The organism is Streptomyces sp. (assembly GCF_035645055.1).
Lineage (GTDB): Bacteria > Actinomycetota > Actinomycetes > Streptomycetales > Streptomycetaceae > Streptomyces.
Map to the genome: position 1 here is coordinate 42,769 of NZ_DASQNH010000065.1, position 21,031 is coordinate 63,799.

Annotated in this window: 22 protein-coding genes; 13 read left to right on the top strand and 9 right to left on the bottom strand. The window is 74.2% G+C overall.

Annotated features, from left to right (window positions below; genetic code table 11):
* Positions 1-133 precede the first annotated feature (133 nt).
* On the top strand, positions 134-679 hold the full coding sequence (gene def, locus VE614_RS21925; RefSeq protein WP_324939721.1) for a peptide deformylase: 546 nt from the start codon (positions 134-136) through the stop codon (positions 677-679).
* A gap of 64 nt (positions 680-743) precedes the next feature.
* Here the strand turns inward: def and VE614_RS21930 are convergent, their stop codons facing one another.
* The gene (locus VE614_RS21930; protein ID WP_324939724.1) at positions 744-1,388 is read right to left on the bottom strand and encodes a TetR family transcriptional regulator; all 645 of its coding nucleotides are present in this window, start codon (positions 1,386-1,388) and stop codon (positions 744-746) included.
* 169 nt (positions 1,389-1,557) lie between these two features.
* On the opposite strand from VE614_RS21930, the gene VE614_RS21935 reads away from it, so the two are divergent.
* Positions 1,558-2,784, top strand: coding sequence for an acyl-CoA dehydrogenase family protein (locus VE614_RS21935; RefSeq protein ID WP_324939726.1), 1,227 nt, complete (start codon positions 1,558-1,560; stop codon positions 2,782-2,784).
* Between the two features lie 187 nt (positions 2,785-2,971).
* On the opposite strand, the gene VE614_RS21940 is transcribed toward VE614_RS21935, so the two are convergent.
* From VE614_RS21940 to VE614_RS21960, 5 genes are all read right to left on the bottom strand, one after another.
* Positions 2,972-3,208 carry a DUF6213 family protein gene (locus tag VE614_RS21940; RefSeq protein WP_324939728.1) on the bottom strand — a complete coding sequence of 79 codons (237 nt, stop codon included), beginning with the start codon at positions 3,206-3,208 and terminating at the stop codon, positions 2,972-2,974.
* 25 nt (positions 3,209-3,233) lie between these two features.
* A complete protein-coding gene (locus VE614_RS21945; protein WP_324939731.1) occupies positions 3,234-4,619 on the bottom strand; it encodes an NADP-dependent succinic semialdehyde dehydrogenase in 1,386 nt (461 codons plus the stop codon).
* 74 nt (positions 4,620-4,693) lie between these two features.
* The gene (locus VE614_RS21950; protein ID WP_324939734.1) at positions 4,694-5,158 is read right to left on the bottom strand and encodes an NUDIX domain-containing protein; all 465 of its coding nucleotides are present in this window, start codon (positions 5,156-5,158) and stop codon (positions 4,694-4,696) included.
* Positions 5,155-6,693 carry an ATP-dependent DNA ligase gene (locus VE614_RS21955; RefSeq protein WP_324939738.1) on the bottom strand — a complete coding sequence of 513 codons (1,539 nt, stop codon included), beginning with the start codon at positions 6,691-6,693 and terminating at the stop codon, positions 5,155-5,157. The genes VE614_RS21950 and VE614_RS21955 overlap by 4 nt, the downstream gene beginning before the upstream one ends.
* A 29-nt stretch (positions 6,694-6,722) precedes the next feature.
* Positions 6,723-7,682: an NAD(P)/FAD-dependent oxidoreductase gene (locus tag VE614_RS21960; RefSeq protein ID WP_324939740.1), complete on the bottom strand. Its 960-nt coding sequence runs from the start codon at positions 7,680-7,682 to the stop codon at positions 6,723-6,725.
* A 77-nt stretch (positions 7,683-7,759) separates the two neighbouring features.
* On the opposite strand from VE614_RS21960, the gene VE614_RS21965 reads away from it, so the two are divergent.
* The 6 genes from VE614_RS21965 to VE614_RS21990 all read left to right on the top strand — a co-directional run bounded on the left by VE614_RS21965 (position 7,760) and on the right by VE614_RS21990 (position 12,999).
* On the top strand, positions 7,760-8,344 hold the full coding sequence (locus VE614_RS21965; protein WP_324939743.1) for an XRE family transcriptional regulator: 585 nt from the start codon (positions 7,760-7,762) through the stop codon (positions 8,342-8,344).
* A gap of 88 nt (positions 8,345-8,432) precedes the next feature.
* The gene (locus VE614_RS21970) at positions 8,433-9,398 is read left to right on the top strand and encodes an NADPH:quinone oxidoreductase family protein (protein WP_324939746.1); all 966 of its coding nucleotides are present in this window, start codon (positions 8,433-8,435) and stop codon (positions 9,396-9,398) included.
* Positions 9,395-10,576 carry an acyl-CoA dehydrogenase family protein gene (locus VE614_RS21975; RefSeq protein ID WP_324939749.1) on the top strand — a complete coding sequence of 394 codons (1,182 nt, stop codon included), beginning with the start codon at positions 9,395-9,397 and terminating at the stop codon, positions 10,574-10,576. The genes VE614_RS21970 and VE614_RS21975 overlap by 4 nt, the downstream gene beginning before the upstream one ends.
* Positions 10,573-11,655: an acyl-CoA dehydrogenase family protein gene (locus VE614_RS21980; protein ID WP_324939752.1), complete on the top strand. Its 1,083-nt coding sequence runs from the start codon at positions 10,573-10,575 to the stop codon at positions 11,653-11,655. The genes VE614_RS21975 and VE614_RS21980 overlap by 4 nt, the downstream gene beginning before the upstream one ends.
* 172 nt (positions 11,656-11,827) lie before the next feature.
* The gene (locus tag VE614_RS21985; RefSeq protein ID WP_324939754.1) at positions 11,828-12,691 is read left to right on the top strand and encodes a phosphatidylinositol-specific phospholipase C/glycerophosphodiester phosphodiesterase family protein; all 864 of its coding nucleotides are present in this window, start codon (positions 11,828-11,830) and stop codon (positions 12,689-12,691) included.
* 113 nt (positions 12,692-12,804) lie between these two features.
* The gene (locus VE614_RS21990) at positions 12,805-12,999 is read left to right on the top strand and encodes a hypothetical protein (protein ID WP_324939756.1); all 195 of its coding nucleotides are present in this window, start codon (positions 12,805-12,807) and stop codon (positions 12,997-12,999) included.
* Positions 13,000-13,010: 11 nt separating this feature from the next.
* On the opposite strand, the gene VE614_RS21995 is transcribed toward VE614_RS21990, so the two are convergent.
* Positions 13,011-14,249: a phosphodiester glycosidase family protein gene (locus tag VE614_RS21995; RefSeq protein WP_324939759.1), complete on the bottom strand. Its 1,239-nt coding sequence runs from the start codon at positions 14,247-14,249 to the stop codon at positions 13,011-13,013.
* Positions 14,250-14,528: 279 nt separating this feature from the next.
* Here VE614_RS21995 and VE614_RS22000 point away from each other — a divergent pair, with 279 nt between their 5' ends.
* The 4 genes from VE614_RS22000 to VE614_RS22015 are packed head-to-tail and all read left to right on the top strand — an operon-like array spanning position 14,529 to position 18,258.
* Complete coding sequence (locus VE614_RS22000; protein ID WP_324939762.1) at positions 14,529-15,551, top strand: NAD-dependent epimerase/dehydratase family protein; 1,023 nt, start codon at positions 14,529-14,531, stop codon at positions 15,549-15,551.
* Positions 15,548-16,423 (top strand): glycosyltransferase family 9 protein, encoded by an 876-nt coding sequence (locus VE614_RS22005; protein WP_324939765.1) that lies wholly within the window; start codon positions 15,548-15,550, stop codon positions 16,421-16,423. Before VE614_RS22000 ends, VE614_RS22005 begins: the two co-directional genes overlap by 4 nt.
* A 9-nt stretch (positions 16,424-16,432) precedes the next feature.
* Positions 16,433-17,347, top strand: a complete 915-nt coding sequence (locus tag VE614_RS22010) for a glycosyltransferase family 2 protein (RefSeq protein WP_324939767.1) — start codon at positions 16,433-16,435, stop codon at positions 17,345-17,347.
* Positions 17,344-18,258: a glycosyltransferase family 2 protein gene (locus VE614_RS22015; RefSeq protein WP_324939770.1), complete on the top strand. Its 915-nt coding sequence runs from the start codon at positions 17,344-17,346 to the stop codon at positions 18,256-18,258. Before VE614_RS22010 ends, VE614_RS22015 begins: the two co-directional genes overlap by 4 nt.
* Positions 18,259-18,367: 109 nt before the next feature.
* Here VE614_RS22015 and VE614_RS22020 read toward each other — a convergent pair whose 3' ends face one another.
* Both VE614_RS22020 and VE614_RS22025 read right to left on the bottom strand, forming a co-directional pair.
* Positions 18,368-18,562: a DUF2795 domain-containing protein gene (locus VE614_RS22020; protein WP_324939773.1), complete on the bottom strand. Its 195-nt coding sequence runs from the start codon at positions 18,560-18,562 to the stop codon at positions 18,368-18,370.
* Between the two features lie 64 nt (positions 18,563-18,626).
* Positions 18,627-19,190, bottom strand: a complete 564-nt coding sequence (locus VE614_RS22025) for a hemerythrin domain-containing protein (RefSeq protein ID WP_324939775.1) — start codon at positions 19,188-19,190, stop codon at positions 18,627-18,629.
* A 516-nt stretch (positions 19,191-19,706) separates the two neighbouring features.
* Here VE614_RS22025 and VE614_RS22030 point away from each other — a divergent pair.
* Complete coding sequence (locus tag VE614_RS22030) at positions 19,707-20,951, top strand: MFS transporter (RefSeq protein WP_414719625.1); 1,245 nt, start codon at positions 19,707-19,709, stop codon at positions 20,949-20,951.
* Positions 20,952-21,031 lie beyond the last annotated feature (80 nt).

Consider the following 21,031-nt stretch of genomic DNA (forward strand, 5'->3'; position numbering starts at 1 on the left):
CTTGCGTACGCGCCGCGCCTTGGGCCTGTCGGCAACGTGATGGTGGTCAGCCTATCGAGATCCATTCGCACTCCCGAATCCCGGCCCGTGCCCACGGGGCCGGGGCGGCTGAGGGAACCGTACCCTTGCGGCCATGCGACACGGCTCGATCCCGGGCGCCCACGGGCGCGTCCGGCCCCTCACCCTGCTCGGCGACCCCGTTCTGCACACCCCGTGCGCGGAGGTCGCCGACTTCGGCCCCGAACTCTCCCGGCTCGTGGAGGACTTGTTCGCCACGATGTACGCGGCGCAGGGGGTGGGGCTGGCGGCGAATCAGGTGGGGGAGTCGCTGCGGGTGTTCGTCTACGACTGCCCCGACGACGAGGATGTCCGGCATCTCGGGCATATCGTGAATCCGCGCCTGGTGGAGACGGACGGGGTGGTGATCCGCGGCCCGGAGGGCTGCCTGTCCCTGCCGGGCCTGGAGGCGAGCACGGAACGCTACGACCACGCGGTCGTCGAGGGCTTCACCATGACCGGCGATCCGGTCACCGTCCACGGCATGGGCTTCTTCGCCCGCTGCCTCCAGCACGAGTGCGACCACTTGGACGGCACGGTCTACGCGGACCGTGTGAAGGGCTGGCGCCACCGCAGGCTGATGCGAAAAGTGAGCCGAGCCTCCTGGTGCCGGCCGGGATGACTCCGCCGGGGGCGCGGGGAGCTGCGCGACCAGCCGCATCCGGTCCGCGGCTGACGTACGACCGTCAGAAACCCGGCCCCCCCGCCCTGTCCCCCGCGGCCGCCAGTCGCCCCCACAGCAGGTCGGCCAAACCGCGTACCAACTCCTGCCGCGAACAAGGCCGTTCGCCCAGCCACCAGTCCCCGGCGGCATGCATCATCCCGACGATCCCGTGCCCCCACACCCGCGCCAGCCGCTCACCGCCGGGCCCGAGGTCCACCCGCTCCTCGATGACCTTCCCCAGCTCCTCGCCCATCCTGCGGAGCACCGGCGCCGAGTGCTTGCCCACGTCGAACCCCTGCTCCCCGGCCTGGCCGCCCTCCGCCGGATGCATCAGGAACCGGTACACCTGGGGCCGCGCCTCGATGGCCGCGAGATACGTGTCCAGCGTGGACTCCACCCGCTCCCGCCGCTCCGCGGGCGCGTCGAGCGCCGCTCGCAGCGAGTCCAGGAGCGCGTCGGTGTGCCGCTTGGCGAGCGCGGCGTAGAGCCCGCCCTTGTCACCGAAGTGGCGGTAGAGGATCGGCTTGGTGATGCCCGCCTCCGCAGCGATGGCGTTCATGGACGCCTGCGGCCCGTCGCGCAGCACCACCCGGTCCGCGGCTTCCAGCAGCTCGCGTCGTCGGCGGTCGGCGGACCGCTGCTGCTCGGTCCGCTGCGTGGTGTCCATGTGCTCTCCCCACCCGTGCTGTATCGGTGACGCCTGCGCAAACTAACACTCGACGCGCGACACTCATCGAACGGGCTGCCGGGGGTGCCGGGTGAGTTGACTTTCCCTACCCGCCGGTAACAGACTGCGGTTACCGCAAGTAACACGCACGGGTGCCGCTGGAGGGGACATGGCCGAATTCACCATGGAGCTGAACGACGAGCAGAGGGAGGTCCGGGACTGGCTCCATGGCTTCGCCGCCGATGTGATCCGCCCCGCCGCCGCCGAGTGGGACGAGCGCGAGGAGACCCCCTGGCCGGTCATCCAGGAGGCCGCGAAGGTCGGCATCTACTCCCTCGACTTCTACGCCCAGCAGTACTTCGACCCCACCGGTCTCGGCATCCCCATGGCCATGGAGGAGCTGTTCTGGGGTGACGCCGGCATCGCCCTGTCCATCGTCGGCACCGGCCTCGCCGCCGTCGGCGTCCTCGCCAACGGCACCGAGGAGCAGATCGGCACCTGGATCCCCCAGATGTACGGCGACGCGAACGACGTCAAGGTCGCCGCGTTCTGCTCCTCCGAGCCCGACGCGGGCTCCGACGTCGCCTCGATGCGCACCCGGGCCGTCTACGACGAGGCCAAGGACGAGTGGGTGATCAACGGCACGAAGACCTGGGCCACGAACGGCGGCATCGCCAATGTGCACGTGGTCGTCGCGGTCGTCGACCCGGAGCTGGGCTCCAAGGGGCACGCGTCCTTCATCGTCCCGCCGGACACCCCCGGCCTGTCCCAGGGCCAGAAGTTCAAGAAGCACGGCATCCGCGCCTCGCACACCGCCGAGGTCATCCTCGACAACGTGCGCGTGCCCGGCTCCTGCCTGCTCGGCGGCAAGGAGAAGCTGGACGAGCGGCTGGCGCGGGCCCGGGAGAAGGCGAAGGCGGGCGGCGAGCGCGTGAAGAACGCGGCGATGGCGACCTTCGAGGCGTCCCGCCCGGCGGTCGGCGCCATGGCCGTCGGCACCGCCCGGGCCGCGTACGAGGTCGCCCTCGACTACGCCAGGACCCGCGAGCAGTTCGGCCGCCCGATCATCGACAACCAGGGCGTCGCCTTCCAGCTCGCCGACATGCGCACCCAGATCGACGCGGCCCGGCTGCTGGTCTGGCGGGCCTCCTGGATGGCGATCAACGGCAAGCCGTTCACCGCGGCCGAGGGCTCGATGTCGAAGCTCTTCGCCAGCGAGACGGCGAAGAAGGTCACCGCCCAGGCCGTCCAGATCCTCGGCGGCAACGGTTACACCCGGGAATACCCGGTCGAGCGCATGCACCGGGACAGCGCCATCTACACGATCTTCGAGGGCACCAGCGAGATCCAGCGCCTGGTGATCGCCCGCACCCTGTCCGGGATGCCGATCCGCTAGCGGACGTCACACCGGGTGCCGGCCGGGAAGAGGCGTCTGTCATGCTGACCGCATGATCGTTCTTCCCGGCCTGCTCGGGCTCCTGGTCCTGCTCACCGTCGCCGGCACGGGCTGCTGGATCGTCCGCGAGTTCCACAAGGAGTGCCGCGCCAGGCGCCGCGCCTGAGCGCCCGCCGTCGCGCACCCGCTACGGCGCGCCCCCGCTGCTGTGTGCGATGCACGCCACGTCGATACGATCCGCCAGCTTCGCCAGCTCGATGGTCAGCGCGGCCACCGTGTCCTCGTCGAGCCCTTCCTCACCGGCCTCGACGAGATGCAGCCACCGCCCGCCCACCATGCGGAGCAGCTTGCTCACATCGGCCGCGGCCACCTGAAGGTTCCCGCGGTCATCGACGATCAGAGGCAGAGTCACTTCGCGGTTCACAACCGGGATCGTAGCCGCGCGGCGCTCACGCACCGTGCCAAACCGTGGTGATGTTGCAGAACTCGCGGATTCCGTGCCCGGACAGCTCACGCCCGTACCCGGACCGCTTCACCCCGCCGAACGGGAACGCCGGGTGGGACGCGGTCATCCCGTTGACGTACACGCCGCCGGCCTCCAGATCCCGGACGAACCGGTCGACCTCGTTCTCGTCCCGTGTCCACACGTTGGAACTCAGCCCGAACTCCGAGTCGTTGGCGATCAGCACGGCCTCGTCCAGGTCGCCGGCCCGGTACAGCGTGGCGACCGGTCCGAACGCCTCCTCGCGGTGGATGCGCATCTCCCGGGTGATCCCGGCGAGGACGGTCGGCGGGTAGTACCAGCCGGGCCCGTCGGGCCGTTCGCCGCCGCACAGCACGCTCGCCCCGGCGCGCACCGCGTCGTCGACCAGTTCCTCCAGATCGGCCCGCCCCCGCTCGCTGGACAGCGGCCCCACCTCGGTCTCCTCGTCCGTCGGGTCGCCCACCTTCAGCGCCTTCATGCCGGCGGTGAACCGCTCGGCGAAGGCGTCGTAGACGTCCGTGTGCACGATGAACCGCTTGGCGGCGATGCAGGACTGCCCGGCGTTCTGGCAGCGGGCGTTGACCGCGACCTCAGCGGCGCGGTCCAGGTCGGCGGAGGGCATGACGATGAAGGGGTCGCTGCCGCCCAGCTCCAGCACCGTCTTCTTGATCATCTCCCCGGCGGTGGAGGCCACCGCACGGCCCGCGGGCTCGCTGCCGGTGAGGGTGGCCGCCTTGATCCGCTCGTCGCGCAGGAGGTCGTCCACCGCGGCGGAGCCGATCAGCAGGGTCTGGAAGCAGCCCTCGGGAAAGCCCGCGCGGTGGAACAGGTCCTCCAGGTAGAGGGCGGTCTGCGGCACGTTCGAGGCGTGCTTGAGCAGCCCGACGTTGCCCGCCATCAGCGCGGGCGCGGCGAACCGGATCACCTGCCAGAGCGGGAAGTTCCACGGCATCACCGCGAGGACCGGGCCCACCGGCCGGTAACGGACGAGGACGCGGGAGGCGCCGGAGTCCTTCACATCGGCCTCGGCGGGCTCCTCGTCGGCGAGCAGTTCCTCGCCGTGATCGGCGTACCAGCGCATGGCCTTGGCGCACTTCGCGGCCTCCGCGCGGGCCTGCTTCACCGGCTTGCCCATCTCGGTGGTGATCACCTGGGCGATGTCCCGCCGGTCCTCGTCGAGGAGGTCGGCGGCCCGGTGCAGCAGACGGGCCCGCTCGGCGAAGGCGGTCGTCCGGTAGGTGCGGAAGGTGGCCTCGGCGAGCTGGAGCCGGCGTTCGATCTCCTCCTCGCCCATGGCCTCGTACGTCCTGACCGTCTCGCCGTTCGCCGGGTTCACCGTCGCGATGGGCATGACTGACCTCCTGGCAAGGGTTGATGCTTCGACCTTCGCGCGCGGCGGCGGGGGCCGCAACGCGGGGCGTCTCCTCAGGGCGAGTGCTCCGCCAGCCGGTCGAGAAACGCGGCCTGCGCGGTGACGATCACCGCCCGGCCCGCGTCCAGGCCGAACCAGCGGACCCGGTCCAGCTCAGGGAACTCGGTCAGACGCCCGCTCCTCGGCGGCCACTCCATGGTGAAGGTGCCGGGGCTGACGGCGCCGGGGTCCAGGTCGCCCTCCACCGCCCACACCGTCACCACCTTCCCGCCGGTCTGGCGGACCTCGCCGAGCGGCACGGCCTGCCCGTCGGGCGGCTCCAGTCCCAGTTCCTCCCGGAATTCCCGGCGGGCCGCCTCCCAGGCGGGTTCACCCGGTGCGTACTCGCCTTTCGGGACGGTCCACGCCCCGGCGTCCTTCCGGGCGAAGTACGGCCCGCCCATATGACCCAGCAGCACCTCAAGCCCCTCGCCGGTGCGCCGGAACAGCAGCAGCCCCGCACTGCGCCGGGGCGTCACCGCCGCACCTCCGGGTGGGCGGCCAGTACGGCCTCGACGGTGTCGGCGTCCTGCGGGCGTTTGTCCTCGCGGTAGCGGACCACGCGGGCGAAGCGCAGCGTGACACCGGCCGGGTAGCGGGTGGAGCGCTGGAGGCCGTCGTAGGCGATCTCCACGACCAGTTCCGGCCGGACGGTCACCACCTGGCCGTCGTCCGACAGCGCCAGCTCCCGCAGCCGCTCGGTCTGCCAGGCCAGCATCGCGTCGGTCATGCCCTTGAAGGTCTTGCCGAGCATGGCGTAGGAGCCGTCCTCGCGGCGGGCGCCCAGGTGCAGGTTGGAGAGCCTTCCGGTGCGGCGGCCGTGGCCCCACTCGGCGGCCAGCACCACCAGGTCGAGGGTGTGCACGGGCTTGACCTTCAGCCAGGACGCGCCGCGCCGGCCCGCGCTGTAGGGCGCGCCGAGGTCCTTGACCACCACCCCTTCGTGGCCCCGGGCCAGTGTCCCGGCCAGGAACTCCTCCGCCGCGGGCAGCTCGCCGGGGCCCGACACCACCGTCCGCCGCACCCGCATCGGCTCGGGCACCAGCCGGGCCAGCTCCGCGTGCCGCTCGGCGAACGGCAGGTCCAGCAGATCCCGGCCGTCGACCGAGAGGACGTCGAAGAAGACGGGGGAGACCGGGACCGCCGCCGCCGCGGTCGCCACGTCCACCCGGGAGCCGACCCGCCCGGCGGTCTCCTGGAACGAGCGCGGCCGGCCGTCCTCGCCGAAGGCGATGACCTCGCCGTCGAGGACGAAACGCCCGCCGCGCAGCTCCAGCGCCGCCGCGGTCACCTCGGGCAGCCGGTCGGTGATGTCGTCGAGGGTGCGGGTGTAGAGCCGTACGGTGCCGCCGTCCCGGTGGACCTGGACGCGGATGCCGTCCAGCTTCTCCTCCACCGCGCACGCGCCCAGCTTGCCGACCGCCTCCGCCACCGAGGACGCGCTGTGCGCGAGCATCGGCAGCACCGGGCGGCCGACGGTGAGCCGGAAGCGCTCCAGGGCGGGCGGGCCCTCGGTGAGCAGCGCCTCGGCCACGGTCTGGAGCGAGCCCGCCAGCATCACGGCCCGGCGGACGTCGGCGGGCGGCGCGCCGGTCGCCCCCGCAAGGCCCTCCACGGCCACCGCGTCCAGCGCGCCCTGCCGGACCTCGCCGGTGAGCAGGCCCAGCAGGAACCGCTGCTCCTCCTCGGTGGCCGCGCCCATCAGCTCCCCCACCAGCCGGGCCCGCTCGGCCTGCGAGCCGGGTCCGGACACCTTGCCGAGTGCGGTGAGCCGGGCGTCCACCTCGCGCACGGTCAGGGCGGGTTCGGCGGCCGGGGCGACCGGGCGGCCGAGCACCTTCCAGCCGATGCCGAGCCGCCCCTGCGGCAGCCGCCCCGCCAGATACGGGATGACGACCGGGACGTCCGCCGCCTCCGCCTCGCGGAACAGCTCCGCGAGCAGCGCGGTCTTGCGGGAGCGCGCCGACGTGGCGGCGACCTCCCGGGACACCTGGGCGAGCCGGGCCAGCAGCATGCAGTCATGGTGCACCGGCGCGGCCGGGTCTACACCCGCACCGCGGAGTCCAGGCCGGTCATCAGCAGCTCGCCGTTGAGCGCGGCTGCGGCCCGGTAGCCGCCGCTCGCCGCGTGGACGACCTGCTCGGCGAAGCCGATCGCGTTGCCCGCCGCCCACACGCCGGGCACGCTGGTCAGCCCGGTGGCGTCCACCACCGGGTAGCTGCCGAACGGCGTGTCGTGGAAGGCGGCGCCCAGCCGCTCCAGCAGTCCGGTCTGCGGCACCGGGCGCGGGGAGACGAACAGCACCTCGCGGGCGTGCACCGGGCCTCCCCCGCAGGGGGTGCCCCCGGCGAGCCGCACCCCGGTGAGCCGGTCGTCCTCGACCACCAGGCCCGCCACCTCGCCGGGCACCACGGTGACCCCGGCCGCGGCCAGCCTGCGCAGATCGTCGTCCGACAGCTCGTCCTCGGCCACCCTGTGCAGGAAGAACGTCACGTCCTTCGACCACTGGGAGACCATCAGGGCCTGGTGCACGCTCAGCGGCGACGCGGCGAGCACGCCGAAGGCCCGGTCGCGCACCTCCCAGCCGTGGCAGTACGGGCAGTGCAGCACATCCCGGCCGAACCGCTCGGCGACGCCGGGCACGGCGGGCAGCTCGTCCCTGAGGCCGGTGGTGACGACGAGCCGCCGGGCCCGCACGGTCCGCCCGCTCGCCAGTTCCACGGCGAAGTCCCCGTCGCGGGTCACGTCCACCGCCCGGTCCCGGACGAGTTCGACGCCGTAGCGGGCGATCTCCTCGCGGCCCAGGGCCAGGAAGTCGCCCGGCGGCATGCCGTCCCGGGACAGATAGCCCTGCATGTGGGCGGCGGGCGCGTTGCGGGGCTCGCCGGCGTCGACGACCAGGGTGCGGCGCCGGGCCCGGCCCAGGACCAGGGCGGCGGACAGACCGGCGGTGCCGCCGCCGACGACGATCGCTTCGTACTTCTCGGCCGGGTTCTCGTTCATGGTGACCACCTCCCGTCCGACGGTCGCCGATCGGTGCCCCATTGACAAACCAGTTTGCCGAAACTGCAATGTGGGACATGAGTACCGATGACGTTCTGGCGGGTGTGGGCCCGAGGCTGCGGCGGATCCGGAAGGAGAAGGAGGTGACGCTCGCGGCGCTGTCCGAGGCGACCGGCATCTCGGTGAGCACGCTGTCGCGGCTGGAGTCCGGCGGGCGCAAGCCGTCCCTGGAGCTGCTGCTGCCGATCGCCCAGGCCCACCAGGTCCCCCTGGACGAGCTGGTCGGCGCCCCGCCGGTGGGGGACCCCCGGGTGCGGCCCGCCAAGCCGATCGAGCGGTACGGCCGGACCATGATCCCGCTCACCCGCCAGCCCGGCGGGCTCCAGGCGTACAAGATCATCGAGCCGAACCGGCGCCTCGAACCGTCCCCGCAGACCCATGAGGGCTACGAGTGGCTGTACGTCCTGGCCGGGAAGCTGCGGCTGGTGCTGGGCGAGCACGACGTGGTGCTCACGGCCGGAGAGGCGGCGGAGTTCGACACCCGGGTGCCGCACTGGTTCGGGTCGACGGGGGAGGGGCCGGTGGAGTTCCTGAGCCTGTTCGGGCCGCAGGGGGAGCGGATGCACGTCCGGGCGCGGCCGAAGAAGACGTCCGGCGAGTGACCCTGCGACTGTTCCCTGATCGGCAAGCGACCGCTTAGTATGCGATCCGACCCCGGTCAGACGAAGCAGTCCCCCGTGGAGGCACCGCATGCAGGCATGGCACGTGCACGAGAACGGCGAGCCGGGCGAGGTGATGCGCCTCGCGGAGGCCGGGCGCCCCACGCCCGGTGACGGCCAGGTCCTGGTCAGAGTGCGCGCCGCGAACGTCAACTTTCCGGACGCGCTGCTGTGCCGGGGCCAGTACCAGATCCGGCCGCCGCTGCCCTTCACCCCGGGCGTGGAGATCTGCGGCGAGACCGAGGACGGCCGCCGCGTCATCGGCAACCCCGCGCTGCCGTACGGCGGTTTCGCCGAGTACGCCGTCGCGGACGCCGCCGCCCTGCTGCCCGCCCCCGAGTCGCTGGACGACGCCGAGGCCGCCGCCCTGCACATCGGCTACCAGACCGGCTGGTTCGGCCTGCACCGGCGGGCCGCGCTCCAGGCCGGCGAGACACTGCTGGTCCACGCCGCGGCGGGAGGGGTCGGCAGCGCGGCCGTCCAGCTCGGCAAGGCGGCCGGCGCCACCGTCATCGGTGTCGTCGGCGGCGCCCAGAAGGCCGCCGTCGCCCGGCAACTGGGCTGCGACACGGTGATCGACCGGCGGGCCGAGGACGTCGTCGCCGCCGTCAAGGAGGCCACCGGCGGCCGGGGCGCCGACGTGATCTACGACCCGGTGGGCGGGGACGCCTACAGCCAGTCCGCCAAGACGGTCGCCTTCGAGGGGCGGATCGTGGTCGTCGGCTTCGCCAGCGGCACCATCCCCAGCCCCGCGCTCAACCACGCCCTGGTGAAGAACTACTCGGTCCTCGGTCTCCATTGGGGCCTGTACAACACCAAGAACCCCAAGCTGGTCCAGCACTGCCACGACCAGCTCACCGACCTGGCCGCCCGGGGCGCCATCAAGCCGCTGGTGAGCGAGCGCGTCCCGCTGGACGAGGCCGCGACCGCCGTCCAGAAGGTCGCCGACGGCCGCAGCACCGGCCGGATCGCCGTCGTGATGGAGGAGGCCCGATGACCGACGCAGCCGCACTGCGCCGCCGCACCCGGGAGTTGCTGGCCGCACACCCGCCCGCCACCACCGGCCGGCTGGAGTTCCTGCGGGCCCGCTTCGACGCCGGACTCGCCTGGGTGCACTTCCCGGAGGGCCTCGGCGGACTGGGCGCCCCACGCTCCCTCCAGGCCGTCGTGGACAGCGAACTGGAAGCCGCCGGCGCCCCCGACAACGACCCCCGGCGCATCGGCATCGGCCTCGGCATGGCCGCCCCGACCATCCTCCGGTACGGCACGGAGGAGCAGAAGCGCCGCTTCCTCAAGCCCTTGTGGACCGGCGAGGAGGTGTGGTGCCAGCTGTTCAGCGAGCCCGGTGCCGGCTCCGACCTGGCCGCGCTCGGCACCCGGGCCGTCCGCGAGGGCGACCACTGGGTCGTCAACGGGCAGAAGGTGTGGACCTCCAGCGCCCACCTCGCCCGCTGGGCCATCCTCATCGCCCGTACCGACCCGGACGTGCCCAAGCACCAGGGCATCACCTACTTCCTGTGCGACATGACCGACCCCGGCGTCGAGGTGCGCCCGCTGCGGCAGATGACCGGCGAGGCCGAGTTCAACGAGGTCTTCCTCACCGGCGTCCGCATCCCCGACGCCCACCGGCTCGGCGAGGCCGGCGACGGCTGGCGGGTCGCCCAGACCACGCTGAACAACGAACGCGTCGCCATCGGCGGCATGCGCATCCCGCGCGAGGGCGGCATGATCGGCCCCGTCTCGAAGACCTGGCGCGAACGGCCCGGACTGCGCACCCACGACCTGCACCAGCGGCTGCTCACCCTCTGGGTGGAGGCCGAGGTCGCCCGGCTCACCGGCGAACGCCTGCGCCAGCAGCTCGTCGCCGGACAGCCCGGCCCGGAGGGCGCCGGCATGAAGCTGGCCTTCGCCCGCCTCAACCAGGCCATCAGCGGCCTGGAGGTCGAACTGCGCGGCGAGGAGGGCCTGCTCTACGACGACTGGACCATGCGCCGCCCGGAGCAGGTCGACTTCACCGGCCGCGACGCCGGATACCGCTATCTGCGCTCCAAGGGCAACAGCATCGAGGGCGGGACCAGCGAGGTCCTGCTGAACATCGTCGCCGAGCGCGTCCTCGGCCTGCCCGCCGAACCGCGCACCGACAAGGACGTCGCCTGGAAGGACCTCGCCCGATGACCGACCCCGACCTGCTGTACTCGGAGGAGGAAGAGGCGCTGCGCGCCGCCGTCCGGGACCTTCTCGCCGGCCACTGCGACCCGGCGGCCGTCATCGCGCGCACCGAGTCGGACGCCCCGCACGACCTGCGGCTGTGGAAGGCCCTCACCGACGGCATGGGCCTGGCCGGACTGCTGGTGCCCGAGGAGCGCGGCGGTCAGGGCGCCACCCACCGCGAAGCCGCCGTGGTGCTGGAGGAGCTGGGGCGGGCCGTCGCGCCCGTGCCCTATCTGACGAGCGCGGTCGTCGCCACCGAGGCGCTGCTGGCCTGCGACGACGCCGGCGATCTGGTCGAGGAGCTGGCCTCGGGCCGCCGGATCGGCGTCCTCGCCGTCGCGCTGAACGTGGCGGCCGGCGGCGCGGTGAAGACCGTACGCGTCGAGCACGGCACCCTGCGCGGGGAGCTGACCGGCGTCGCGGACGCCGCCGTCGCGGACGTCCTGCTCGTGCCCGGCGACGACGGCTCGCTCCACGCGGTCGACGCCGCCGCCGCGACCGTCATCCCGCAGCCGTCACTGGACCTCACCCGGCCGCTGGCGACGATCGCCCTCGACGGCGCCCCGGCCCGCCGGATCGGCGCCGCGGAACCGGCCGTACGCCGGGCCCTGCGCTCGGCGTCCGGGCTGCTGGCCTCCGAGCAACTGGGCCTCGCCGACTGGACGCTGACCGAGACCGTCCGCTACCTCAAGGACCGCAGACAGTTCAACCGGCCGGTCGGCGGTTTCCAGGCGCTCAAGCACCGGCTCGCCCAGCTGTGGCTGGAGGTCGTCAGCCTGCGCGCCGCCGCCCGCGCCGCCGCCGACGCCCTCGCGACCGGCGAGGACACCGAGGTGGCGGTCGCGGTCGCCCAGGCCTACGCGGCACCGGTCGCCGTCCGCGCCGCCGAGGAGGCGCTGCAACTGCACGGCGGCATCGGCATGACCTGGGAGCACCCCGTCCACCTCTACCTCAAGCGGGCCAAGGCCGACTCGATCGCCTACGGCACCGCGGGCGCCCACCGCGCGGCGCTGGCCGAACTGGTGGACCTCCGGGCCCCCTGACGGACCGCCGGGAAAGCCCGCCCCACCGGGGGCGGGCTTTTTCGTGTGCGCCGCTCCGGCGAAGTGAACACCTGACGGCACCCCGGCCAACTCGCCGCGCGGACGGGTCCATCGAGCCCCCGCCGATCGCATACTCGCTGCGTCCCGTCCGGCCCCTCAAGGGAGGCAGCGCATGGCCCTCACCACTCGCCGCAGAGCCCTCACCACCCTCGGCGCCGCCCTCGCGGGCGCCGTCGCCCTGCCCGCCGGGAGCGCGCTCGCCGGTGAACGACGGCCCGGGCTCCGCCCGTTGTGGCGCGCCCACGCTCACAACGACTACGAGCACCCGCGCCCCCTCCTCGACGCCCTCGACCACCGCTTCGGCAGCGTGGAGGCCGACATCTTCCTCGTCGACGGCCAACTGCTCGTCGCCCACGACCCGGAGGACCTGGACCCCGCCCGCACCCTCGAAGCCCTCTACCTCGACCCGCTCGCCGCCCGAGTCCGCGCCCACCACGGCTCGGTGTACCGGGGCCACCGGGGCCCCTTCCAACTGCTCGTCGACCTCAAGACCGAGGGCTCCTCGACCTACCGGGAGCTGGACCGGCACCTGCGCCGTCACCGCCACCTGTTCACCACCTACGCCCACGGCCGGGTGATCCCGGGCCCGGTCACCGCCGTCATCTCCGGCGACCGGGCGGCCCGCGCCCCGATGGAGGCCCAGACCGTCCGCCGCGCCTTCTATGACGGCCGGCTCACCGACCTCGGCGGCCCCGCGCCCGCCTCCTTCGCCCCGCTCATCAGCGACAACTGGACACGGCACTTCACCTGGCGGGGCGTCGGCGCGTTCCCCGCGGCCGAGCGGACGAAGCTGCGCGACATCGTGCGGGCGGCGCACGCGCGTGGGCAGCGGGTGCGGTTCTGGGCCACCCCCGACCAGCCGGGACCGGAGCGGGACGCGGTATGGACCGAACTGCTCGCCGCCGGCGTCGACCACCTCAACACCGACGACCTCGCGGGCCTCGCAACCTTCCTGGACACCCACCGCCCGGCGTAGACACCACACGATCGGAGGACAGGTCAGTCGCCCGGATGAACCCTCCGCTACGCCACACTTGCGGCCGAACGCCGTGAACCGGACGCGTGACGGCGTGGCGGAGGAGGTTGACGATGGCCGTTTCCATCTCAGTGGTGCTGCTGCTTCTGGTCCTTGCGGTGATCTTTCTGCGCAACGGCGGCCTGAAGATCTCCCACGCGCTGGTCTGCCTGCTGCTCGGCTTCTACCTGGCGAGCACGAGCGTCGCGCCCACGATCCAGAGCGGCCTGACGGCGACGGCGGACATCGTGAGCAGCCTCAGGCCGTAGGGACCCGGGGATCACCCCGTCGAGAACACCCCGATCCCGTTCGGCACCGGTCGCTCCGTGCCGCCGGACGGGTGGTTGCGGACGGTCACGGTGGTCGTGCCCGGGGCCCGGGCGACCAGGGTGGAGGAGCCGCCGCCGTCGAGGCTGAAGGCGTCCACCGCGCCCAGCCGCCGCATGACGTCGGCCAGTTCGGCGATGGTCAGGCCGGTGCGGTATTCGGGGGAGCCGTCCAGTGACAGCAGCAGCACCCGCCGGCCGCCGTCCGCGAGGCCCGCCGCGGAGCGCACCGCCCTGGTCCGGTGGTCCAGTCCGGGCAGCGGCTGCCCGCCGGACAGCACCGGGTAGCCGCCGATGACGAAGCGGTACGGCACCTTGGACCGGGCCGCCACCAGCCGGTGCCGCACCCGCACGGTGTCGCCCACGGCGAGTTTGCGCAGCCATTGCGCCCCCGCCTCGCGCCCCACCAGCACAGTGGTGCCCGCGGCGATTGGCCCGCCGCCCGGGCTCTGGTCGGTCGCCGCCACCCGGCCGTCCCGGACCGTCACCTCGTGGGTGTCCGTGCTGCACGGCGCGGCCCGCTCGGTGTCCGTGCCACAGGTGGCGCGCACCCGGGACGCGTCGCCCCAGTCAGCGGTGAACGCGCCGACCGAACCGACCGGCAGCGCGTACTGGTTGAGACCGCCGAGCGGCAGTCGCTCGGCGGACGTGGTGACCGTCCCGTCCAGGGCGAGACTGTCCAGCCGGGCCCGCCGGTCGGTGCCCACCCCGAACACGTCCCGGGTGGAGGTGCCGGGTGGCAGGGCGGGGCCGAAGCGCTGCCCGTCCGGTACCGCCGCCTTCAGCGTCCGGCCGCCCGCGATGGCCGGTCCGACGCTCGCGCCGGTCGCCTCGACACCCGGGTGCTGGGTCTCGGTGATGTTGAAGAAGTCCCCGTTGACGCCCGCGACGGCGGCCTGCCGGCCGGCGAGTCGTGACACGGTCGCCCGCTCGGCCACCGCCCCGGGATACAGCAGGTCCAGACGGACCTTCGGGTGGCGCAGGTCGACGGCGAGCACATGCGCGCGGGCCGGGCCGCCCGCCGCCTGGAGGCCGAACTGCTCATAGGCCACGCCCGGTGCGATCTCGACGGCCGCAGGGGCGGCGCGGGCCGGTGCCGCCCCGGCCAGGGCCGCACCGGCCGGCGAGCCGAGAGCAGTGAGGAGGGCCAGTACCGTTCTGCCGGCCCGGCAGCGCTTTTGACGTCTCGTCACACATCCCCCTGAGGTTCCGTCAACTGTCGCAGCAACGGGGGGAAGTGCACCAGACGGCGACGTCCGGCCGGGTGGCCGGACGTGCGCGTCGGGGGACGGATGGACGAACGGGACCCCCGAACGGGTGATCCGGCGGCCCCGGGCGGCCCGATGGCCTCATGTGGCACGGCGGCACCGGGCGTCGGAGTATGAAAACGGCCCCCCTGGGCACTCGGGCGCCGCTCGCCGTCCGTCCCCCGGCGGGGACGGAGGCCTCATCGGCGGAAGGAGGCCGTGTACATGACGCCGATGGCGTTCTCCGCGATACCGCTGCCGATGTCACGGCCCCGCTGGAAAAGGGCCCTGGTCACCGGCGGTGCCGGGTTTCTGGGCTCCCACCTGTGCGAACGGCTGGTCGAGGCCGGGATCGAGGTCGACTGCGCGGACGACCTGTCGTCGGGGTCCGCCGGCAACGTCCGCCACCTGACCGCATCCCCCGGATTCCGGTTCCTGCGGCAGGACGTGAGCGCGTCCGGCTGCCCGGACGCCCTGCCCGGCCCCTACGACCTGGTGCTGCACTTCGCAGGCCCCGCCTCGCCCGCCGACTGCCTCGGCGACCGGCTGGCCGCACTGGACGCCGCCGGACCCGGCACCCGCAACGCGCTGGCCGTCGCCGAACGGGACGGGGCGCGGTTCCTGCTCGGCTCCGCCTGCCACGTGTACGGCGACCCCGCGGCGCACCCGCTGCGCGAGGACTGCTGGGGTCACGTCGACCCGGTCGCGCCGCGCAGCGCCCACGACGAGGGCAAGCGGTTCGCCGAAGCCCTCACCACCGCCGGCGCGACGGCCCACGGCACCGACGCCGGGATCGTGCGCGTGTTCGACACCTACGGCCCGCGGATGCGGGCGGACGGCCGCCAGGCCCTGCCCACCTTCATCCGGCAGGCACTCGCCGGAGAGCCGCTCACCATCGAGGGCGACGGCAGCCAGACCCGGTCGCTCGCCTACGTCGACGACGTCGTCGAGGGCGTGCTGCGCGTGGCCGCCAGCGGCGCCGTACGGCCCGTCAACATCGGCGGCGACGACGAGGCCACCGTCGAGGAGATCGCCCGCCGGGTGATCCACCTGACCGGCTCCCCCTCCCGGCTGGTGCACCGGCCCGGCCGGGCGCACGACCCCGCCCGGCGCCGCCCGGACACCACCTTCGCCCGGGAGGTCTACGGCTGGTCGCCGCGGGTCCCGTGGGAAGAAGGGTTCAAACGGACCATCGCCCACTTCGCCGAGCGGTCCGCCCCCGGCGCCCGGGAGGGGGAGGGACTGTGAAGGCGCTGGTCGTACGGCTCGACGGGTTCACCGGCGTCCTCCTCGCGGGCCCCGCCGTCCGCGCCGTCGCCACCCGGGCGAACCCGGTGACGGTGCTGTGCGCGCCCGGTGGCGCGCCCGCCGCCCGGCTGCTGCCCCACGTCGACGACGTCGTCGTCTGGGATCCGCCGTGGGAGACGCCCGGCTCCGCGCAGGCGGACGAGGACGCGCTGGTGCGGCGGCTGCGGGCCGAGGCGTACGACGTGGCACTCGTCGTCGCCCCCGCCGGGCAGAGCCCCGAGCCCGCCGAGCGGCTGCTGCGGATGGCCCGCGTGGACCGGGTCGGCGCCTGCGGCGGCGCCGGCGCCGAGGCGGCCCTCGACACCGCCGCCACCCTGGGCTTCCGCCCCCGCGCCGGGGACGACGGACGGCTGCGCGTGCTGCCCCCGCCCGACACCGCCCGGCTCACCGGCAACGGCCCCTACGTCGTCGTCCACCCCGGCGCCGGACCGCCCGGCCACGCCCGGGACCCGGACCGCTGGGCGGCGGCCGTCTCCGCGCTGGCCGACGACGGACACCGCGTCGTCGTCACCGGCGGACCGGAGGAGACCGCGGTGACCCGGCACGTCAGCGGGGACATCGCCGTCGACCTGGGCGGCCGTACCGACCCCCGGCGGCTGGCCGGCGTCCTGCGGGCCGCCGACGCGGTGGCGACCGGCGTGGCCGGCCCCGCCCACCTCGCCGCCGCCACCGGTACGCCCGTCGTCTCGCTGGTCCCGCCGGGCGGACCGCGCCGTCCCCACGGCGTGCCCACCGTGCTGCTCGCCCCGGGCGACAGCACGGCCCGGGACGTGGCCGGTGCCGTGCGCAGGCTTCTCGACGGAAGGACGTGAGCGCCCCCCGTGCACCAGCAGGCCCCGACCCCTGCCGTCCCGGCCCGCACGCCCGCGGCCGGGCGGATCACCGTGGCCGTGATCACGCGCAACCGCCGCGCGAGCGTCCTGCGCACCCTGGACCGGCTGGCCGAGCTGCCCGAACGGCCCCCCGTCATCGTCGTGGACAACGACTCCGCCGACGCCACCGCCGCCGCCGTCCTGGACCACCCGGTCGGCGCCCGCGTCCTGACCCCCGGGCGCAACACCGGGGCCCTCGGCCGCAACCTCGCCGTCCGCCACGCCACCACCCCGTACATCGCCTTCAGCGACGACGACTCCTGGTGGGCGCCGGGCGCCCTGGCGACCGCCGCCGACGTCCTCGACACCCACCCCCGACTGGGGCTCCTCGCCGCGCGCACCCTCGTCGGGCCCGACGCCGCCGAGGACCCGCTGAACTCCGTCCTCGCCGCCTCCCCGCTGCCCCCCGACCCCGGGCTCCCCGGCACCCCGGTGCTCGGCTTCCTCGCCTGCGCCTCCGTCGTGCGGCGGCGCGCCTTCCTCGACGCCGGGGGCTACCACCCGGTGCTGTTCTTCGGCGGTGAGGAGACCCTCCTCGCCTATGACCTCGCCGCCCGCGGCTGGGGCGTGGCCTACGTGCCCTCGGTGACCGCCCTGCACCATCCCGACCCCGGCGGACGGCCCGGCCGCTCCGCCGCCCAGCGGCGCAACGAAGTGCTCACCGCCTGGCTGCGCCGCCCCGCCCCGGTCGCCCTGCGCGGCACCGCCCGCCTCGGAGCCGCGGCCCTGCGCCGCGAACCGGCCGCCGGGGCCGCCCTGCGCGGCGCCCTCGCCAGACTCCCCGCCGCCCTCAGACACCGCACGCCGCTGCCGGACCGGGTCGAACGGGCGGCCCGACTGCTGGACGACGGGAGGCACCCATGACCGACGACGCGGCCCGCCCCGACGGCCGTACCACCGTGGTGGTGATCACCCGCGACCGCCGGCCCGAACTGCTGCGCACCCTGCGCACACTGCGGGACCTGCCGGAGCGGCCCCCGGTGATCGTCACCGACAACGGCTCGCGCGACGGCACCGCCGAGGCGGTCGCCCGCGACCACCCGGAGGTGCTGCTGCTGCGCCCCGGACGCAACCTGGGAGCCGTCGGCCGCAACCTCGCCGTGCGGTACGCCCGCACCCCGTACGTGGCCTTCTGCGACGACGACACCTGGTGGGAGCCCGGCTCCCTGCGCCGTGCGGCGGACGTGCTGGACGCGCACCCGAGGGTCGCCGCCGTGACCGCCCGGATCCTCGTCGAGCCGTCCGGGGAGGAGGACCCGGTGGTCGCCGAGCTGCGCGACTCGCCCCTCACCGGCCCCGACTGGCTGCCCGGCCCCGCCCTCGGCTCGTTCCTCGCCGCCGCCACCGTGATGCGCGCCGACGTCTTCCGGGCCGCCGGCGGCTTCCATCCCGGGCTGTGGCTCGGCGGCGAGGAGGAACTGCTCGCCACCGACCTGCTGCGGCGCGGGCACTGGCTCTGCTACGTCCCCGAGATCACCATCCACCACGCCGCCTCCCCGGTCCGCGACAGCACCCACCGGCGGGTCCTCGGCCTGCGCAACACCCTGTGGTTCACCTGGCTGCGCCGCCCCCTGCCCTCGGCGCTGCGCCGGACCTGGTACCTGCTGCGCACGGTGCCGCACGACCGGGCCTCGGCGCGCGCCTTCGCCCACGCGGCGGCCGGGCTGCCCTGGGTGCTGCGCCAGCGCGATCCGGTCCCGCCCGACCTGGAGGCCCGGCTGGCCCTGCTGGAGGAAGCGCGGCGGACGTCGCCCGCGCGCAGGTACGTCGGCTGACTGACGTCAGGTACGTCGGCCGACTGACGTCAGGGGGGCGCGGCGTACGCGCGGACGACGGCGGCCGTGGCTGAGTGCCACGGCCGCCGTGCGGTGCGGGGACCGGGAGTCACTGCTCGCGGAACACGGCCTTGCTCACCTCGGCCGGGTTCTGGAACTCCTTCTTCCCCAGGTGCTTGATCCGTTCGGTGATCTCCTTGGGGGCGTGGTTGTTCTGGGCGACCTTCGCCAGTTGCTTGCTGTCCGCCGGGTACTCCGCGCCGGACAGGGCCTTCTGCAGGTCGGGTGGGGTGATGCCGGCCATGACACCTCCATGGCGGTCGAGAACGGGTGGGGGGTTCCCCGAAGGACGGGCACCCGGACGGGGCTCAGTCCTTCTTTCCGCGGCCGGTCAGTGCGTCGCGCATCCGGTCGACGAGTCCCATGCCGGGCGCGAGCAGCTTGTTGGCCGGGGGCTTGTCGGGGGCGGACGGGTGGGGCCGGGTCGGCGCCATCTTCTTCGCCATGCGCACCTTGTCGCCCAGTTCGTCGAGGGTCTCCGCCGGACAGGACTGGCGGAGCAAGGGGAAGAGGTTCTCCTCCTCGTCCGCCACATGCGAGCGGATCTCCATCATGAGCATGCCCATGAGGCGGTCGAACTCGGGATCCCCGGCGTCGCAGCCCTCCAGATCCTTCATGATCTGCTCGGCCTTCGCGTGGTCCTCCAGCTCCCTGTCGGCCAGCGCGTCCCCGTTGGCCACGTGCTCACGCACGGCCGGGTACAGGTGGGCCTCCTCGGCGACCGAGTGACGCACCAGCTCCATGATGGCCTGGTCCGCGTAGACCTTGCGGTCCTTGTCACCCGAGGGCAGTGCCTCGATCCGCCCGAAGAGCGTCTCGACCTCCCGGTGATCCGTCACCAGCTCGTCGATGACGTTTCCTCCGTGTCCCATGTCGCTCCCTCCGTCGTGACTGCGGCGGCTCCCGCGGGCGGGGCCCGCCCAGCCTCCCGGGTGCCCGTGCCGGGGCCGGCGTAACGCGGGCACTGGGGTGTGAATGGAGGGGCGCGGGCGGCGCCCGCGCGGCGCTTGTGAGCAAGTGCACAAGGTGCGGGAAAGGCCATGCCGCCACCGGGACTTGGCCCCTCCGGGAGGCTTTCGGGGAGGGCGGCCGGTGAAGACTCGGGGGCCCCGTCTGCCACGATGGGCGGCGCTCGTTCGAAACATCCCCTGGAGTGGCCGCGCAGCGCGGCCGCCGGTGTTCCCGACTCCCGTGGATTTCGCGATCCTCCCGAGTCCCCGGACACCCTGCCGAGTACCGCCGTGCCTGATTCCTCCGCCGTGCCTGTTTCCTCCACCGTGCCCGATACGGCCGCCGCCTCCACGCCCCCGACCGGCCCCGCCACCGTCCCCGTCGCGCCCCCGTCCGCCGAGGCCCGCTCGCCGTGGCGGTCCCTGCGCTACCGCAGCATGCGCTGGTGGTCCCTGGCCAACTTCGTGTCCAACGCGGGTACGTGGATGCAGCTCACCGTGCAGAACCTGCTGGTCCTGCAGATCACCGGATCCGCCGCCGCGACCGGCCTGTCGGTGTCCGTGCAGGCCGCGCCCGCCCTGCTGATCAGCCTGGCCGGCGGCGCCGCCGTCGACCGCTGGCCCCGGAAGCTGACCGCCATGGTCAGCCAGGCCCTGCTCGGCACGGTCGCCCTGGTCACCGCCGTGCTGGTGGCGACCGACCGGCTCGACCTGACCGTGCTGCTGGCGCTGGCCGCCGTCACCGGCACCATCGCCACTGTCGACGGTCCCGCCTGCGCCCTGCTGGGCAACGACCTGGTCCGGCCCGAGGACGTGCCCTCCGCCATCGGCGTCGGCTCCCTGGTGCACAGCGCGGGCCGGCTCGCCGGCACCGCGTGCGCCGGGGTGGCCGTGGGCTTCCTCGGCACGGGCGCCGCCTACGCCGCCAACGGTCTCTCCTTCCTCTTCGTCGCCTCGGTCGTCCCGTTCCTGAAGCCCGTCGCCGGGGCGGCCGGCCGGGTGGCCGCCGTTCCCGACCGGCGCAAGGCCCGCGAGGGCGGCGACATGACCGTCCGCGAGGGCCTGGCGTTCTTCGCCCGGCGCCCCCGGCTGGTCGCCCTCGCCGGCATCACCGGCATCAGCGCGGTCTTCGGCCGCCACTACGGCCTCACCCTCGCCGTCCTCGTCACCGGCCCGCTCGCGGGCGATGCCGGGTCCTTCGGCGCCGTCTCCACCGCGCTCGCCGTGGGCGGCATCGTCGGGGCGGTGCTCGGCGCGCGGCTGCGCAAGCCGTCCGTGCGGCTGGTGGGCGCGCTGGCCGCGGCCGGCGGGCTGCTCCAGGCGGTGGCGGGCCTGTCGCCGTCGCTCGCCGTGCTGCTGGTGCTCGTGCTGCCCATGGCCGTCGTGGAGTCCGTCTCCGACACCGCCGGGACCACCGTCCTGCAGACCGACCCGCCCGCCCACCTGCGCGGCCGAGTCCTCGGTGTGTGGGGCAGCATCAGCACCGGCTGGGGCCTCGCCGGCCCGCCCGCCCTCGGCCTCCTCATGGAGTGCGCCGGCGCCCGCGGCGCGCTCGTCGCCGGCGGCCTGATCATCGCGGGCGCGATCGGCACGGGCCACCTCCTGCGGCAGCGCAGCACCCCGACGCCGATCAGGCCGCTCCGCACGGAGGAACTGCGCCCGGCCCTGGAGACGGCGGCCTGAGCAGGGGCCGTACGGCCCCGGACCCCGCCGCCCGAGAGGCCGTACGGCTCCGACTCGCGCCGCCGAGCGGCTGTACGGCG

Bases quoted from the DNA above. Each gene is read 5' to 3' on its own strand.
- VE614_RS22015 (WP_324939770.1), top strand. From the start codon at position 17,344: ATGACCGACGACGCGGCCCGCCCCGACGGCCGTACCACCGTGGTGGTG.
- VE614_RS21955 (WP_324939738.1), bottom strand. From the start codon at position 6,693: ATGCTGCTGGCCCGGCTCGCCCAGGTGTCCCGGGAGGTCGCCGCCACG.
- VE614_RS21990 (WP_324939756.1), top strand. From the start codon at position 12,805: ATGGCCGTTTCCATCTCAGTGGTGCTGCTGCTTCTGGTCCTTGCGGTG.
- VE614_RS21965 (WP_324939743.1), top strand. From the start codon at position 7,760: ATGAGTACCGATGACGTTCTGGCGGGTGTGGGCCCGAGGCTGCGGCGG.
- VE614_RS22020 (WP_324939773.1), bottom strand. From the start codon at position 18,562: ATGGCCGGCATCACCCCACCCGACCTGCAGAAGGCCCTGTCCGGCGCG.
- def (WP_324939721.1), top strand. From the start codon at position 134: ATGCGACACGGCTCGATCCCGGGCGCCCACGGGCGCGTCCGGCCCCTC.
- VE614_RS21975 (WP_324939749.1), top strand. From the start codon at position 9,395: ATGACCGACGCAGCCGCACTGCGCCGCCGCACCCGGGAGTTGCTGGCC.
- VE614_RS21945 (WP_324939731.1), bottom strand. From the start codon at position 4,619: ATGCCCATCGCGACGGTGAACCCGGCGAACGGCGAGACGGTCAGGACG.
- VE614_RS21930 (WP_324939724.1), bottom strand. From the start codon at position 1,388: ATGGACACCACGCAGCGGACCGAGCAGCAGCGGTCCGCCGACCGCCGA.
- VE614_RS22000 (WP_324939762.1), top strand. From the start codon at position 14,529: ATGACGCCGATGGCGTTCTCCGCGATACCGCTGCCGATGTCACGGCCC.
- VE614_RS22025 (WP_324939775.1), bottom strand. From the start codon at position 19,190: ATGGGACACGGAGGAAACGTCATCGACGAGCTGGTGACGGATCACCGG.
- VE614_RS22030 (WP_414719625.1), top strand. From the start codon at position 19,707: ATGCGCTGGTGGTCCCTGGCCAACTTCGTGTCCAACGCGGGTACGTGG.
- VE614_RS21935 (WP_324939726.1), top strand. From the start codon at position 1,558: ATGGCCGAATTCACCATGGAGCTGAACGACGAGCAGAGGGAGGTCCGG.
- VE614_RS21980 (WP_324939752.1), top strand. From the start codon at position 10,573: ATGACCGACCCCGACCTGCTGTACTCGGAGGAGGAAGAGGCGCTGCGC.
- VE614_RS21960 (WP_324939740.1), bottom strand. From the start codon at position 7,682: ATGAACGAGAACCCGGCCGAGAAGTACGAAGCGATCGTCGTCGGCGGC.
- VE614_RS21985 (WP_324939754.1), top strand. From the start codon at position 11,828: ATGGCCCTCACCACTCGCCGCAGAGCCCTCACCACCCTCGGCGCCGCC.
- VE614_RS21970 (WP_324939746.1), top strand. From the start codon at position 8,433: ATGCAGGCATGGCACGTGCACGAGAACGGCGAGCCGGGCGAGGTGATG.